Raw genomic sequence first — 15,702 nt, 5'->3', positions numbered from 1 at the left:
TATTAAATTTTCTTTTTCGCTTTATATTGTCTCAAATCCATAGTATACGGATAATCAGGATTTACTACGTCACCACTAATATCATATTGCGTAGTAATTTGTATTGGTGTAATATAGCGTCCTGCAGACTGTTGTGTTGCTACGGTAGGTTCTACTAGGTTAACAGTATGTCCAAAATCAAAGAATCTAGAAATACGTCGTGATTCTGCCTCATAGCTATTCACAGGAAAGGTTTCATAATTGCGTCCTCCTGGATGTGCCACATGATATTTACAAGCTGCCACAGATTTTTTAGACCAAGTATCATACAAATCAATCACTAAAGGAGTATCAGCCCCTAGCGTAGGATGTAATGCAGAGGGTGGCTGCCATGCGCGGTAGCGTATTCCTGCTACATATTCGCCCTGAACTCCTGTGTTTTTTAATGGAATACGACATCCATTACATATGAGTATATAACGAGAGTCTGTTAATCCGCTTACTTTTACCTGAATTCTTTCTAATGATGAATCTACAAAACGTGCTGTTCCCGTACTAGACATTTCTTCTCCTAGTACATGCCAAGGTTCAATTGCCATGGTTAATTCTATATGGATATTATCTACTTGTAATTCTCCCAAAAATGGAAAACGGAAGGCAAAAAATGGATCAAACCAATCCAAATTCATTTTGTATCCTGCATTTTGCAAGTCCTTCATCACATCACCTAAATCATTAGAACAATAATGTGGTAATAAAAACCGATCGTGGAGTGCTGTACCCCAACGCACTAATTTATGTCTATAAGGTTTTTCCCAAAACCAAGCCATTAAGGAGCGTATCAATAAAAATTGTACCATACACATTTGATAATGTGGTGGCATATCAAATCCTCTAAATTCTAAAATCCCCAAACGGCCTGTTGAAGAATCTGGAGAATACAATTTATCAATACAAAATTCTGCTCTATGCGTATTTCCCGTAATATCTACCAACAAATTTCTAAAGATGCGATCTACCAACCAAAACGGTACTTCGTTTTCTTTTAGGTCCTCTGGTATTTGTTGAAAAGCCAATTCTAACTCGTACAACATCTCATCACGCCCTTCATCTACTCGTGGCGCCTGACTTGTAGGACCAATAAACTGTGTAGAGAACAAATACGATAATGAAGGGTGATGCTGCCAGTACGTAATAAAACTACGCAATACATCTGGTCTGCGAAGTAACGGACTGTCTGCTGGGGTTACCCCTCCTAGCGTTACATGGTTCCCACCACCAGTTCCGGTATGTTTCCCGTCTAGATTAAACTTTTCTGTAGTTAATTGAGTTTCCGCAGCTTTTTTATAAAGAATATCATAATTATTGAGAATTTCTTTCCAACTACTTGCGGGGTGTACATTCACCTCAATAACGCCTGGATCAGGTGTAATTTGAAATTTCTGAATGCGATTATCTGAAGGAGGATCATACCCTTCTATAAGAATAGGCATCTGCAACTTCTCTGCCACCACCTCAATATGATTAACCAATTGAAGGTAATGTTCAAAATGTGTAAGCGGTGGTAAAAATATAAAGAGTTTTCCTGATCTTATTTCTACCGATAAACTGGTGATAAAAATAGAATCGCTATCTGCTATTTGCTGACGCCCTTCGCTACTTTCTTTATTTTCTTTTATAGTGGGTAAGGTCTCCGCAGCTTCAAATAAACTAGGCTCAGGCTTTACTTTCACTTCTTCGTGATCAAATGCCTGAATAGATTTTAAAGGCAGTCTTAGCCCTAAAGGAGAGTTCCCTGGAACTAGAAATAGATTTTTTCTACGAAATTTCCACGCACAGGTTTCCCACGTGCTATTTTCAAAACTCCATGCAATTGGTATAGCATAACCGATAGGTTTATTCATCCCGTGTTGCAACAATTCTGATAAACGCTGACGTTCTAATGGAGCTTCTAAATCGAGTTTTAAAGGATCTACATCTATAGGTATATTACTTTCTTCCCAAGCAAAATAAAACGGATCTTCATACGCCGGGTGTATACATTCTTGATTTAATTGCAAGGATGCTGCTAAAGCGTTCATAAACGTATCCGCATCATCTACCGTAAATTTATAATCGTGAGATAGGTCTGCTAAAAGTTGATCATTGTTCCAGATTGGCAAGCCATCTTTGCGCCAATAGCACCCTAATTTCCAACGAGGTAAAGGTTCTCCAGGATACCATTTTCCTTGCCCATACAACATTAAGGCTCCCGTACCAAACTCATCTTTTAGTTTATGAAAAAGCTCATTCGATAATTTCCGCTTTTGTGCACCATCTGCTGCAGAATTCCACTCTGGTGCATCCTGATTGTCTGTTGCCACAAAAGTGGGTTCTCCTCCCATGGTTAGCCGCACATCTTTAGCTAACAATACCTTATCAACTTGCTCCCCTAGGGCTACAATTTCATTCCACTGTTCGTCCGAATAAGGTTTAGTTACTCGGGGTTTTTCTACAATACGGGTCACCATATTTTCAAAATGAAATTCTGTCTTCGCAGCTTCTGCAAGTCCTGAAATTGGGGCCGCACTATCTGGATTTGGAGTACAAGCTAAAGGAATATGTCCTTCCCCTGCAAACAAGCCTGAGGTTGCATCTAAACCTATCCAACCAGCTCCCGGAACATATACCTCTGCCCAAGCATGTAAATCTGTAAAATCTTGTTCCGCTCCAGAAGGTCCCGTAAGCGATTTAACATCTGCTTTTAATTGTACCAAATACCCCGATGCAAAGCGTGATGCTAAACCTAAATGACGCAGCAATTGTACCAATACCCAAGTAAAATCACGACAAGAACCTGATTTTAACTGCAGGGTTTCTTCACAGGATTGTACTCCTGCCTCCAAGCGGATGTTATAGGATAATTGATTGTATATTAATTGGTTTAAAGCAACCAACCAATCAACCATATTCATATCATCGGTTAAAAGCGATTTTGCTTCCTTAACCAGAATAAGCATCAGGTTATCTTTTTCTTTTATCTCTAAATAAGGCGATAATTGTTGTAGTAATCCATCCTCATACGTAAAACCTGGTTTTGAAGCATATTCTTCAATAAAAAAATCAAAAGGATTAATCACCACCAGATCTGCAATAACCTCTACATCTACTGAAAAATGATCTACTTTATCTGGAAAAACAATTCTTGCCATATAGTTCCCAAAAGGATCTTGCTGCCAGTTGATAAAGTGATTTTTAGGATGAATATTTAAGCTATATCCATTAATAGGTGTTCGAGAATGTGGTGCTGGACGAAGCCTAATTACCTGAGGCGATAATTTTATGTGCTTATCGTATTTGTATTCTGTGTAATGCCTTATGGCTACTTGTATTGACATCGACTGAGAAATTAACGTGAGAACTAACTAAGCGTAAAATTGACCCTTAGAATTTTTTATAATACTGAAATTAGTAATGCTTATTTAGCTTTTCATCATAAGCATTAATAAAGTGTTTTTTTTTGAAACATACTATCATTACCTGTTATTTATTTCCTGTTATGAAAACTAAAATTCGGGATGAAAATTTTCATGCTCTTGGGCTACTATTTCTACATTTACCAAGTGCTTTAAGGGTACGACCCCTGGACCAAATTGATTAAACACCGCTACATCTGCTGCATCCGTGCCATAACCTAAAGCAACATAACCTCCTTTTTTATCCTCTTGTGTAGCATCAAATGTATACCAACAACCACCTACGTACACTTCAAACCATGCATGCATGTCCATCGGTTTTAAATTATACAAATATCCAACAACAATACGGGCTGGGATACTAATACTTCTACATAAGGCAATACCCAAATGGGCTAAATCTCGACAAACTCCAGATTGCCTATAATTGACATCTACCGCTGAAATAGGAAAATTACTGCTTCCTGGAATATAGCTGATTGTATTCCGTAACCAAGATTCAATAGCAGCAACTTGGTTATATCCTGGTAATTCATTTGCTGTAATAGACACCGCCAAATCATTGAAACGATCTGATTCGCAATACCTACTCGGTAACAAATAACGCAAAATGGAATCTGGTAAATTTTGAATTTCCACAAATGGAGCCCCAAAATCTACAGCAACTACATCTGGAACTTGTACCTCTGCCTTGGTACTAATGGAGAAATTTCCCGAAGGAGCAATCAGTCGCTGACAAAGGTTACCCACAATATCTGTATGTTCAACCACGGGTATCATGGGCGAAATTTTGTATTCTTCGCGTTCTACCCATTGTGTAGCATTACTTCGTGGGCGCAGCATTAATATAAACGGCGTAGGCACCTCCAAATCGAACAATAAATAAAAGCTAACTCGTAATACCATAAGGAAAGTGATTTATAAAACACGTGAAAATAAGTTTGTTTTTAGCTACAGGATATTTTCCAATGCCCAACCAATTTAAGTATTATTTAGGTAGTAAAAGAGTTCTATTTTAGTTGATTACGTATTATTTATGAATCGTAACTTTTAGTCCTATTAATTTCCTAATTAGATAAAAAACCTGCGGATAATCTTTTGATTTTAGGGTGACAATTTATAAGCATCTTACAAAAATAGGAACGCGAAGATATCCGGAAAAGCACCCATTCTCCTTTCTAATTGCACTGTAGCCATCAGTTGTAATAACGCATAAGTTAAACACTGCTAAGACTTTACACCGCATAGATTAAACAAAAAAAGGAAACAAAAACAATTATAGGGTCACTATTTACGTACATCCTTAAACCCCATTACATGAATCTTATGAAAAATTTAAAATCTTACGTAGGCATTCTATACCTAGTTTTCGCTTTAAATAGTTGTACTAGTGATGATGCCAAGGTTGTTGTTCCTAGTGAAACCGAAGAATCAATAACTCCTACTGATGAAGAAGAGCCTAATGAAGAAAACCCTGTTGCTACCACATTGATTGCCAATGATCTTGAACCACACCCTATGCAAGATATTGCCAGACCCGAATATTTAAAAACTATCGTAGATCCTTCTTTCGGAACAACCATTCGTAGAATATCAAATGCTGGAGACGGTGGGGTTATTAAACCTATGTACAGTACCATCCAAGCTTGGAATGCCGATGAAACTAGAATGATTCTGTACGACCAAACAAACGGGGTACATCAATTGCTAGATGGCATGACTTATGAATTCATTCGGAATCTTGATGACCTCCGCCCGGATGATTTAGAGCAAATATTCTGGGATTTCAATGATGCAGATGTCCTGTATTATTTAGATGCGAGTACGGATGATTTTATTAAATACAGCATTTCAACATTAACGAAAGAGATTTTAGTCAATTTAAAAGACGTCACAGGTTGTGATGGTAGTATTAGTATGGGCAGTGATGTGCAAATGATGTCTTGGGATTCTGATGTGATAAGCTTTAGATGTGATAATAGCACCACCTATTCGTATCGTTTCTCTACTCAGAACCTAACCCCCTTTAATCTTGATGATGTAAACTATGCAGCCGTTATGCCTGCACCTAGTGGCACCTTATTTTATCATAACGTGTCTTCTTATGATGCCAATGGTAATTTCGTGGCTAGACTTAATAAAAGCAAACCAGAACATTCTTGTTTAGGGCAAATGACCGATGAAACGGATACTGATTATTCCGTAAGTTTTGACGGCGGACCTAATGGTGGTTGTCAAGGGAATATTATTGCTTTCGATTTAAACACGGGGGAGTGTCTTCCTGTGATTTCTCAAGCTCAAGGGTATGCTTATCCAAAAACAGGAACTCATATTTCTGCAGTTGCTCATAAAAATCCGGGGTGGATTGCTGCTTCAATGATTGGTTTTGATGAAGACGGACAAGCATTATTAGATCAAGAATTAGTGATTGCACGTGTTGAACCTGGAAATATTGAGGTGTACAGAATTGGACACCACAGAGCCGATGAAGACCAATTTGATTATTGGGGAGAACCGCATGCGGTAATCAGCCCTACAGGAACTAGAGTCCTTTTTGGTTCTGACTGGAGCGGTTCTGAAGATGGCAAGTCTGTTGAATCTTACGTCGTAGAACTCCCTTCTTTTACCCCGTAAATAAAATAAGGTCTAGCATGCTCCTGTAGCGACTAGACCTATCTTTTTGAATTTACGTTCTTACACCCTTTTAAATAATAGCGTACCATATTTTAGCACCCTATTACCGCATGCAGGTTGGTCTGTTTTTAGAAATATGTTGAAACTGTCCAATAGCCATTCTTCTAGAACCTTCTTTAGCACGTTCCGCTACAGCACCCACATATAAGGTATCTATGGTTGCCGCCCACAAGCTTAACCAGGCATCAAAATGCTCTTGGGTAATACTATGTTTCATATGCGCATCTACTTTTAAATGCGCTTCGCTTGGGTTGCCTTTAAAACATACATTTCCTAATAATGCGGTTTCCCAAAAATCGGTTAGTTTTTCTAAATGCGCAGGCCATTGATCTGTTGCAATATGTTCATTGAAGATAGGCCCCAACAAATCGTTTTTTCTAACTTCAGCATAAAAAGTATGTACCAATACGGTAATCGCTGCTCTGTTTTCTATGTCTTTCATCTTATGCGTTATAAAATGCAGCACAGGCCAAAAATTGACCTGTACGGCATTGGTCTTTAGTTTTTCTTTTTAATACAATACACTGTTTCTTGAATAGTAAACCAGCAGAAATAAAATATCCCTACAGAGAATATAATATCGCCAATCATACGCATCCATTTTAAGGTTTGTACGGTTGGTGAATATAGTAATTCTGCATCTCTAGCAAAAGAATATCCTTTAGTAATAGAAGTATAGGCTTGAATGATTCCAATAGGTAATAAACTTAAGACTACCATAGCCACTAAACCTACATTTAGGAACCAAAAAGCTCTCTTTAATTTTACAGAATTCCATACCCGGTCTGAATAAAAACGCAAACAGATGATGATAAAACCCATTCCCAGCAAACCATACACCCCAAATAAAGCAGTATGTGCGTGTACTGCTGTAGTATTTAAACCCTGAATGTAGTAGAGCGCTATAGGTGGATTAATTAAAAATCCGAATACTCCTGCTCCTACCATATTCCAGAAAGCTACCGCAATAAAAAAGAATACAGGCCATTTGTATTTTTGCATCCATTCATTGGATTTTAAAAGGTTCCAGTTTTCACGAATTTCGAAACCCATGAGCGTTAGTGGCACTACTTCTAGTGCACTAAATGTAGCTCCTAATGCAATGGCTTGTACGGGTGTGCCGGAATAATACAAATGATGTAAGGTTCCAATAATTCCGCCTGCTAAAAAAATAGTAGCCGAAGCAATAGATGCTTTTCCTGCAGTTTTAGCAGATAGTATTTTCATCCTCAAAAAGATAAAGGCAATAATCACTGTCGCAAATACTTCAAAGAAGCCTTCTACCCAAAGGGGTACCAGCCACCAACGCCAATAATTAATTACGGGCAGACTACTATTTTCACCATACATCAATCCAGAGAAAAAGAACATCCCTATAGCAATTACAGAAATCAGTAGTATAATTAACAGGTGTTTAGAATCATCATTCTTTTTAATTGCAAAGATTACATGCCTGCCTACCATTACGACCCATAAAACCAAACCAATCCCTAAGAATATTTGCCAAAACCTTCCAAGATCCATGTATTCATAGCCTTGATGGCCGAAAAAGAAATTGGTGGTTAAATCTAAAAACTGATGTACGCCTAACCACTCCCCTAACATAGATCCTAAAACAATAAGAAGTAAGGCGATAAATAGAAAATTAATTCCAAAAACCTGAAATTTCATCTCTTTACCACTAATCATCGGTGCTAAAAATAAACCAGTAGCCAGCCATGTAGCGGCAATCCAAAATACTGCCAATTGGGTGTGCCATGTTCTGGTAATGGAATAAGGTAAGAAACTGGACAAATCAAATCCAAAAAACGCTTGCCCTTCTACGGTATAATGCACCGTTAGCGCTCCAAGAACCACTTGTAAGGCAATCAATAACGAGATCACAATAAAGTATTTTAATACCGCCCTCTGTGATCTGGTTAATACTAAGGTATCTAAAGGATCTTGTTTAGGGTGAATTACCGCCTCTCCTTTCTCATGGTTGCGAATGTAATAATAACTCAAGGCGCCAATAAACAGGAGTAATAACACAATTGAAAAACCAGACCAAATTTGAGAATCTGGAGTAATGGTATTTCCTATTAGTGGTTCATGCGGCCAATTAGAGGTATAGGTATAGTCCTCATTGGGTCTATTGGTACTCGCCGCCCAAGAGGTCCAGAACAAAAAAGCATTTAGTTGCGCTAGTTTTACTTGATCTGTTAAGGCCCCTTCCGGAATGGCATATTGCTCATAACCTTCAGAGAAAATACGGGTATAGTGAGCAGTATTGCTCCTAATTGCAGCATAACGTGCGGCAGAAATAGTTATAGCTCCGGTCTTTGGGTTGTAGCTATTGGTTTTAATATCTTTAATTAACCGCGCTTTTAAGGCTGCTTTATTTTCAACATCTAAGACACCATAAGATGTATTAAAATCTTTTTGAGCCCAAGCGTCCAACATGAACACAGCTTCTTTATGAATCCAATCGGCAGACCAATCAGGAGCCACATAACTTCCGTGACCCCAGATAGAACCTACTTCCATCCCGCCTATAGATTCCCAGACATTCTGACCTATTTGTATATCGGCCTTTGTAAATACCGTTTCTCCCGTTTCTTTAATCATAACGGTTTCAGGAATAGGTGGTTGTGTTTGATATACTTTTGTTCCTACCCATATAAGCGCAATAAATGAGAGTATGACTACGCTAGAAAATGCAATCCAAACTTTTTTCATGGTTGTTTCTTTTCAAGAATTAATTGGCTACATTTTTTACACGATCTACACTATCTGCCGTAGCAATTGTTAAGCGAATGATAGCATCTTCTGTACAGAACAAGTCATGCGGAACACTTGCGTCTAAAGCAATTAAATCGCCTTTTTTTAATTGCATTTTTTCTCCTGCTACACCAAAATCTATGGCGCCTTCAAAAAGCGATACTACAATAGGAAATGGTGCTTTGTGTTCTTTCATCTGTTGACCTTTTTTCATAAGAATTCGAACCTCTTTTGTGCTGTCTGTTTTTAATAAAACACTCACTGCTGGTCGGTCTTCCAAATAGTTAAGATTCTCTGTTATTGATGCTGTTTTCATAGTATATATATTTGTTGTTGTTTTAATTTTAATATTCTTAATTACAAGTACTTACAAATTCCTATTGATTGTTTGTATTTAAATGTTTAAAGCTCCTAAATCCAAATAAAATAAGACAGGTTATTTTTACGATCTCTACGAGCACGTACCATAGATGTAACTTGCTTTTCCCTAGCACTACGCCTTCCCGTATTAAATTGGCTCTCGTATCTAAAGCGGGCAATAACCACACACTTTGCATGACCAAAATGGCTACTGCTACATAGAATAATCCTTGTACTTGTATAGGTTTTTTTTCTTTGGATGCAATACTTAGGAGCACTATTAAAACAGCACTGGTGATCTCTACTTTATTGAGTGCATTAAATACCAATTGTCCAATGCCTAAACCCAATGCGGTATCTATACCTGGTGCTCTAAATTTTAGCCAGGCTTCCATAAAACTGATGGCTCCTATGAACCCTACCCATATAAAGGTGATGGCGATACTAGTAGATTGTTTTTTCATAAGCGATTTAAAGACCTTTTTATCCTTTATTAATTTAAATTTTTAACGTTTAAGAATGATGCTTTCCAGACTTAAATCATTCACGACCGACTTAATCGAAGTAGTTTCTAACATTTCTTGCAAGTTATCACGGATCTCGATGAACTTAAAATGAAGTGGACAAGGTGAATTGGCGTCACACTGCTTTAATCCCAAAGCGCAGCCTTTATAAATGCTGTCTCCATCAAGGATAGTGACAATTTCACTAAGCTTGGTATCCATCATTTCTGGTTCTATGGTAAAACCACCATGTGGCCCTTTTACCGCCTTTACAATGTCTGTACGCGTAAGCTTCTGTAATATTTTTGCAGTAAATGCTTGCGGAGAGTTTATTTCTTCCGAAATAGTAGTCATACTCACTTTGGCACCCTTATCGCTCTGTTGTGCGATAAAAAGTACTGCCCTAAGTCCATACTCACAAGATTTCGAAAACATAACTCCCCTATTTAGATGCCAAAGATATATAAATTCTATAGAGGATAAAAATATCCTTTATATAATTTTACGATTTTTACATATCCATCATAAATATCACTTACAAAACTAATCATTCGGCTTATGTCTATGCGGTGATTTGGTTTATTATAGGGAGTAACTCGTCTTCTTCTATCTGGAGTTCCATCTGGTTTGTTTGGTTTTGGTCCTGGCTTAATGGCTTCTACTATTATCATAATACTTAATTTAATTGCTTGAGAATAAAATTACCAAAAACAAAAATTACAACACTGCGGTTCCTACAGTGTCAAGAAAAAAGATTGTCGTATGGCGCTTTGCTTTCCTCCTTCGTATTGCGAGTAACATTAAAAAAAAAGGAATTTACCACTACGCTACAAGACACTAGTGTGATAATACTATACTAATTCATAAAAAAATCTGTTTACTATCTAATGGGTGAGCTATGTCCAAAAAGTTGGGGTAGCTGTCCGTTTACATCTTAAATTTTTTCTAAAAAAATAATATGAAAAAGACCCATTATACCTTATTTCTTGTTTCGCTATTGGCTTTAAACTCCTGTAAGCAAGACGAGCTCAACGTACTGGAAACTGTAACTACAGAAAAATTAGATGACGCTGGCTTACCAGAACTTAATTTTAGCTCTGTACTCCCTGCAATGAGTATTACTGAAGCCTATACCATAGATGCCGAGGAATGGAACATTCCTACCAATGGTACGGATGCTGCCACCACCACCACCAATTTACAGGCAGCCATAGACTATGCACATGAAAAAGCATATACGACCGTTATTTTGCCTGCCGGAACATTTTTAGTAGGCGAAGACGTAAATGAAATCTACCAAGGCGGAATAGAAATACACGAGAATACAGAGTTTGTATTTAGTGAAGGTGCAATCTTAGAAATAGATACCAATGACAAATGGAACTATTGCGTACTTAGCTTAGATGGCGATAATATTATTGTTAGAGATGGTATTATCCAAGGCGATAGAGATACCCATGTATTTACACCTCGCGAGAGTGATAATAAGGTAGCACATGATGAAGGCCATGGAATTTGTGTTTGGAACGATAGTAACGTTGTCCTTATTGACAATATGATTATTAGAAATACCACTGGTGATGGTTCACTTGTCTTAGAAGCTACGGATGTTACTTTTACCAACAATACCATTTACAACAACCGCAGACAGGGAATTTCTGTAGTGGGCGGCACCCGCATAACCATTACTGATAATGAAATACACCATATGAATGGTACGAGTCCGCAGTTTGGAATAGATATAGAAGGTGCTGGTCGTGTAGATGAGGATATTCTGATCCAAAATAATTATTTTCACCATAATGCTGGTGGCGATATTGTAAATACCAGTGGTAAAAATGTATACATTCTAGACAATATTTTAGAGCAAGGAGAAGGCAGTACCTATATAGACGGCCCGCTTGTGTCTTGGCATAAAACCCACAACATCATTGCAAGAAATACCATTACCATGCTTAGTGGTTCTGTAAATGGCAGATTAGGTTATATACAATACTCTGGCGGTGGCGACAAAGGCCATAGCCGCGCTACTTATGTACATGATAATGTCATGAACAATTGCGGTATGTATATGTATAAAAGTGCCGATGCTGATGTTCGCAGAAATAAATTCTTAGGATATTTTGTTGCGTTTTCTGATTTTGACAACTTAATCTTAGAAGATAATCTAGTTACCTATTCTCAAGAACATACCAACCTAAGATATTGCTGGTCTTACCGATTTAAAAATGCAACCGGTATGGCTAGTGGCAATTACTTAGAAGATGAATTACAAGATTTGCCTTTATCAGAAAATGAACCCTATACCATGCAATGTGTGCTAGACGGTTGGTAAACGTTAATGTTCCACCCTAAAAAATGCCTTTTTGAAGTCCGCTTTAGAAAGGCATTTTTTAATAGGTCTAGTTCTATACCTATTTCGCTTCTGTTTTCTGCTTATCCTAGAGTGAGCTACCTCTACTATTTCGTCTGTTTTTTAAGTATAAATACCTACTTAAGAACGCTTATTTAAGCTTTTCAAAGCTATAATTTCTTCTAAAATGACGAAAAAACACCGTTTTTGGACGAAATAGGCTCTTTTTTAGGCTTTTTTTGATAATATATGTCATTTTATTAGGAATAACGTAGAAAAAAGTGTATAATAAGGAAAAGAAATAGTAACTAAAACATATATATGAGGCAACTAAAGATCACTAAACAAATTACAAACAGAGATACGAAATCATTAGAAAAGTATTTTCAAGAAATATCAAAATTAGATATGATTACTGTTGATGAGGAAGTAGAAATGACAAAAAGAATTCGTGAAGGAGATCAAGTTGCATTAAACACTTTAGTAAACGCCAACTTGCGTTTTGTAGTTTCGGTAGCGAAACAATATCAAGGAAGCGGATTGCGTCTCTCAGATTTAATTAATGAAGGAAATGTTGGTCTGGTTAAAGCAGCCAAGCGTTTTGATGAAACTAGAGGATTTAAATTTATCTCGTATGCTGTTTGGTGGATCAGACAAGCAATTTTACAAGCGATATCAGAACAATCTAGAATGGTACGTTTACCCTTGAATAAGATTGGGGAGATTAGTAAAATAAATAAAGTCTTTTCTTATTTAGAGCAAAGCTACCAAAGACCACCAAGTGCTATTGAAATTGCAAGAGAATTAGACATGAGTACGGCACAAGTAAAAGTGGCGATGAAAAACTCTGGAAAGCACCTTTCTATGGATGCTCCTTTCAAAGAAGGTGAAGATTCTAACTTATATAATGTAGTACAGTCTAAAGAAGCCAATAGTCCTGATTCACAATTGATGGAGGAATCACTTACTTCTGATATCGGAGATTTATTAAACACTCTGCCGAGTAGAGAAAGTGAAATTATACGTTTGTATTATGGTATTGGTGTAAAAGCACCAATGAGTTTAACCGAAATTGGTGAAGTATTTGAAATTACAAGAGAACGTGTAAGACAAATTAGAGAAAAAGCAATTAGACTATTGCGCAGAAAATCGCAAAAGGAAGTGCTAAAGGCGTACTTATAGAAAACACATATGTACATAACAAAAAAACCGACCTTTACAGGTCGGTTTTTTTGTTTTATAAATTTCAAGTAAACTACTAAGCTTATATCTTTTAAATATCATTAACTTTAGCTAAAAACGTTGTGAATCTATTGCCTCTCTTAATCTGGTTTTCTAGTCTGGCTTTTCTATATTTCGGATTCAGTTGCTTCTACTCCGATTTTATAATCAAAGAGTTTGTGCGGTATAATTTAGTCCGCTTTAGACGCACCACAGGATACCTGCAATTACTTGGTGCTATAGGTCTAGTTTTAGGATTATACCTTCAACCCATAGTGCTTTTTATAGCGGCTATAGGGTTAAGTCTTTTAATGTTAGCAGGATTTATCGTTCGTTTAAAAATCAAAGATAATTTTTTACAATCTTCTCCGTCTTTCTTCTTTGCCGTGCTTAATAGTATTATCGCATTTAAGACGTATACACTGTATTTTTAAAGAAAGAAATAGGCAATACCTAAATTCATCACCACAAATAAGAAGGCTGGAAATGATTTATATAGTGGATCTTTTATTTTAAAGTGCATCACGATAGACCCCAATAATAAAAGGGCTAATCCTAGACTCCCAATTAAACTTAAGCTTTCAAATTTTATAGAGGCTAAAAGAATCAGCGCCAAAGTTATTTTTAAAAAGCCAATCACGTAACAGACTGTTTCTGATAAGCCATACGCTTTAAACTCTTCTTTGATTGTCGTAGCAGCGCCGCCACGCCATTTTGTAGCTTTTTGAGGTTGCAGCAACCACACATTTAAGATGCTTAAAGAAACAATAAGTTTTAAGGCAATAATTACATAATCTAATACGGTCATAACAATTTGGTTTTTAATACCTAAGATATCCAAAATTATTGATAAATGCGGACCAATGTCATCGCAATCCGTAATTAAAATACTACAAATACTCTTGAACCTTTTTTGTACCCGCTACCTACTACCCTATTTGTACCCTTAGCAACCATTAGCAACCTATACCAAATAACAAATCCCCATAATGCCGTAATGGGGATTTGTACTTATAAAAACTGCTTATTCAATTTACAAAACGATTAAGCCATTGCTAACGCCTGTAACTCTTGAGCTGCTTTTGCTGGATCTTCCGCACCATAAATTGCGGCACCCGCAACAGCAACTATAACTCCAGAGTTTTTAACTGCAGTAATGCTTTTTAAATTAACACCACCCGCTATAGAAACAGCTACTCCTGCTCTTGCTGCTTCGTCTATCAGTACTTGTATAGAGTATCCATCTTCTGCCTGCTCATCTAAACCTGCATGTAATTCTACAAACTCTGCTCCTAAAGCGATAGCTTCTTTTGCACGTTTTACTCTGTCTTTTACCCCGATAGTATCTACTACAACTCCTTTACCATGTTCCTTAGCTGCTTTTACTGCTCCCGCAATGGTAGAATCTCCTGTAGCCCCTAAAACAGTAATGTAGTCCGCTCCTGCACCAAAAGCCATATTTGCTTCTAATTCTCCGGCATCGGCCGTTTTAAAATCTGCTAACACCATTTTATCAGGAAAAGCATCTTTCATCTTTCTAATTCCCGCTAGTCCCTCGCTCTTAATAAGCGGAGTTCCTAATTCTATGATATCTATGTACGGAGCTACTTTAGTTGCTAAAGCTATTGCTTCGTCTATATCTAATAAATCTATTGCTACTTGTAATTTTGCCATTTTCTTCTTTTTTTAACTATTCTTAAATTCTATGTGTATGCTTCGTATTATTCCATATTAGCATGACGCTTCCATAATTCGGAAGCAGTACTGCCGTCTAATTCCCAGAGCGTTTGTATCAGCGCATCAAAAACTAATAATAAAGATTGCTCAAAGAGGCTACCCGCATATTGTTTGGATACTGCCGTATCTCTCTCTTGCTTCTGTGCTGCGGGAATGGTTACCGTATGCTTTGCTAGCTGTGCCAATGCAGATGCGGGATTGGTTGTAAAACAAAGTACTTCTGCCCCTACTTTCTTTGCCGTTTCTGCCGCGCTAACTATCCCACTCGTAGTTCCAGAACCAGAGCCTGCGATGAAGACATCACCTTCCATAATTGCCGGTGCAGTAGTCTCCCCGACCACATGAACCTCATACCCTAAATGCATTAATCGCATCGCAGCAGCTTTCATCATTAGTCCCGTTCTACCAGCGCCCATAATAAAAATATGTTTGGCATCGGTAATCGTAGGAATTAGCCCTGCTATTTCTTCATACTTTATCAGATGTATCAGTTTTATATGCTCATCAATAATGGTGTTCATAGCACTTTCTACTAATTGGGTCTCTTTATTATGGAGTATGCTTTTCATTGCGCTTAATACTTTAATTGATTGCTCTGTACTTTCGAGTACAAAGTTATTGCCGCTTTTAAGCTAAATAG

General features: G+C 37.3%; 15 protein-coding genes. 4 read left to right on the top strand and 11 right to left on the bottom strand.

What is annotated here, in order from left to right:
• Positions 1-2 precede the first annotated feature (2 nt).
• Together BLQ19_RS09485 and BLQ19_RS09480 are read right to left on the bottom strand one after the other, a co-directional pair.
• Positions 3-3,356 (bottom strand): transglutaminase family protein, encoded by a 3,354-nt coding sequence (locus BLQ19_RS09485; RefSeq protein WP_074538181.1) that lies wholly within the window; start codon positions 3,354-3,356, stop codon positions 3-5.
• Between the two features lie 168 nt (positions 3,357-3,524).
• Positions 3,525-4,340, bottom strand: coding sequence for a transglutaminase domain-containing protein (locus BLQ19_RS09480; RefSeq protein ID WP_074538180.1), 816 nt, complete (start codon positions 4,338-4,340; stop codon positions 3,525-3,527).
• Positions 4,341-4,760: 420 nt separating this feature from the next.
• Between BLQ19_RS09480 and BLQ19_RS09475 the strand changes: the two genes are divergently transcribed.
• Positions 4,761-6,068 carry a hypothetical protein gene (locus BLQ19_RS09475; protein WP_083332224.1) on the top strand — a complete coding sequence of 436 codons (1,308 nt, stop codon included), beginning with the start codon at positions 4,761-4,763 and terminating at the stop codon, positions 6,066-6,068.
• A gap of 103 nt (positions 6,069-6,171) precedes the next feature.
• Here BLQ19_RS09475 and BLQ19_RS09470 read toward each other — a convergent pair whose 3' ends face one another.
• From BLQ19_RS09470 to BLQ19_RS21255, 6 genes are all read right to left on the bottom strand, one after another.
• Positions 6,172-6,570 carry a group III truncated hemoglobin gene (locus BLQ19_RS09470; RefSeq protein ID WP_025615353.1) on the bottom strand — a complete coding sequence of 133 codons (399 nt, stop codon included), beginning with the start codon at positions 6,568-6,570 and terminating at the stop codon, positions 6,172-6,174.
• 56 nt (positions 6,571-6,626) lie between these two features.
• Positions 6,627-8,846: a nitric-oxide reductase large subunit gene (locus BLQ19_RS09465; RefSeq protein ID WP_074538179.1), complete on the bottom strand. Its 2,220-nt coding sequence runs from the start codon at positions 8,844-8,846 to the stop codon at positions 6,627-6,629.
• A gap of 19 nt (positions 8,847-8,865) precedes the next feature.
• A complete protein-coding gene (locus tag BLQ19_RS09460; protein ID WP_074538178.1) occupies positions 8,866-9,204 on the bottom strand; it encodes a cupin domain-containing protein in 339 nt (112 codons plus the stop codon).
• Between the two features lie 61 nt (positions 9,205-9,265).
• Complete coding sequence (locus BLQ19_RS09455) at positions 9,266-9,712, bottom strand: hypothetical protein (protein ID WP_074538177.1); 447 nt, start codon at positions 9,710-9,712, stop codon at positions 9,266-9,268.
• 42 nt (positions 9,713-9,754) lie between these two features.
• Positions 9,755-10,186 carry an RrF2 family transcriptional regulator gene (locus BLQ19_RS09450; RefSeq protein WP_029446692.1) on the bottom strand — a complete coding sequence of 144 codons (432 nt, stop codon included), beginning with the start codon at positions 10,184-10,186 and terminating at the stop codon, positions 9,755-9,757.
• Positions 10,187-10,221: 35 nt separating this feature from the next.
• The gene (locus BLQ19_RS21255) at positions 10,222-10,422 is read right to left on the bottom strand and encodes a hypothetical protein (RefSeq protein ID WP_175444416.1); all 201 of its coding nucleotides are present in this window, start codon (positions 10,420-10,422) and stop codon (positions 10,222-10,224) included.
• Between the two features lie 287 nt (positions 10,423-10,709).
• Here BLQ19_RS21255 and BLQ19_RS09445 point away from each other — a divergent pair, with 287 nt between their 5' ends.
• The 3 genes from BLQ19_RS09445 (at position 10,710) to BLQ19_RS09435 (ending at position 13,759) form a co-directional block, all read left to right on the top strand.
• Positions 10,710-12,086, top strand: coding sequence for a right-handed parallel beta-helix repeat-containing protein (locus BLQ19_RS09445; RefSeq protein WP_074538176.1), 1,377 nt, complete (start codon positions 10,710-10,712; stop codon positions 12,084-12,086).
• 339 nt (positions 12,087-12,425) lie between these two features.
• A complete protein-coding gene (locus BLQ19_RS09440; protein WP_074538175.1) occupies positions 12,426-13,286 on the top strand; it encodes a sigma-70 family RNA polymerase sigma factor in 861 nt (286 codons plus the stop codon).
• Positions 13,287-13,504: 218 nt separating this feature from the next.
• A complete protein-coding gene (locus BLQ19_RS09435) occupies positions 13,505-13,759 on the top strand; it encodes a DoxX family protein (protein ID WP_367888694.1) in 255 nt (84 codons plus the stop codon).
• Here BLQ19_RS09435 and BLQ19_RS09430 read toward each other — a convergent pair.
• From BLQ19_RS09430 to hxlB, 3 genes are all read right to left on the bottom strand, one after another.
• The gene (locus tag BLQ19_RS09430) at positions 13,756-14,133 is read right to left on the bottom strand and encodes a DoxX family protein (RefSeq protein WP_025615362.1); all 378 of its coding nucleotides are present in this window, start codon (positions 14,131-14,133) and stop codon (positions 13,756-13,758) included. The two genes, BLQ19_RS09435 and BLQ19_RS09430, sit on opposite strands and share 4 nt — an antisense overlap.
• A 236-nt stretch (positions 14,134-14,369) precedes the next feature.
• Entirely contained in the window at positions 14,370-14,999 is a 630-nt protein-coding gene (hxlA, locus tag BLQ19_RS09425) for a 3-hexulose-6-phosphate synthase (RefSeq protein ID WP_074538173.1), read from the bottom strand.
• A gap of 47 nt (positions 15,000-15,046) precedes the next feature.
• Positions 15,047-15,631, bottom strand: a complete 585-nt coding sequence (gene hxlB / locus BLQ19_RS09420; RefSeq protein WP_029446696.1) for a 6-phospho-3-hexuloisomerase — start codon at positions 15,629-15,631, stop codon at positions 15,047-15,049.
• Positions 15,632-15,702: the final 71 nt, after the last annotated feature.

Origin of the sequence: Cellulophaga baltica (assembly GCF_900102165.1) — a bacterium.
Lineage (GTDB): Bacteria > Bacteroidota > Bacteroidia > Flavobacteriales > Flavobacteriaceae > Cellulophaga > Cellulophaga baltica.
Note: the sequence above shows the minus strand (reverse complement) of the source record. Positions and strands in the feature narration are given on the sequence as shown.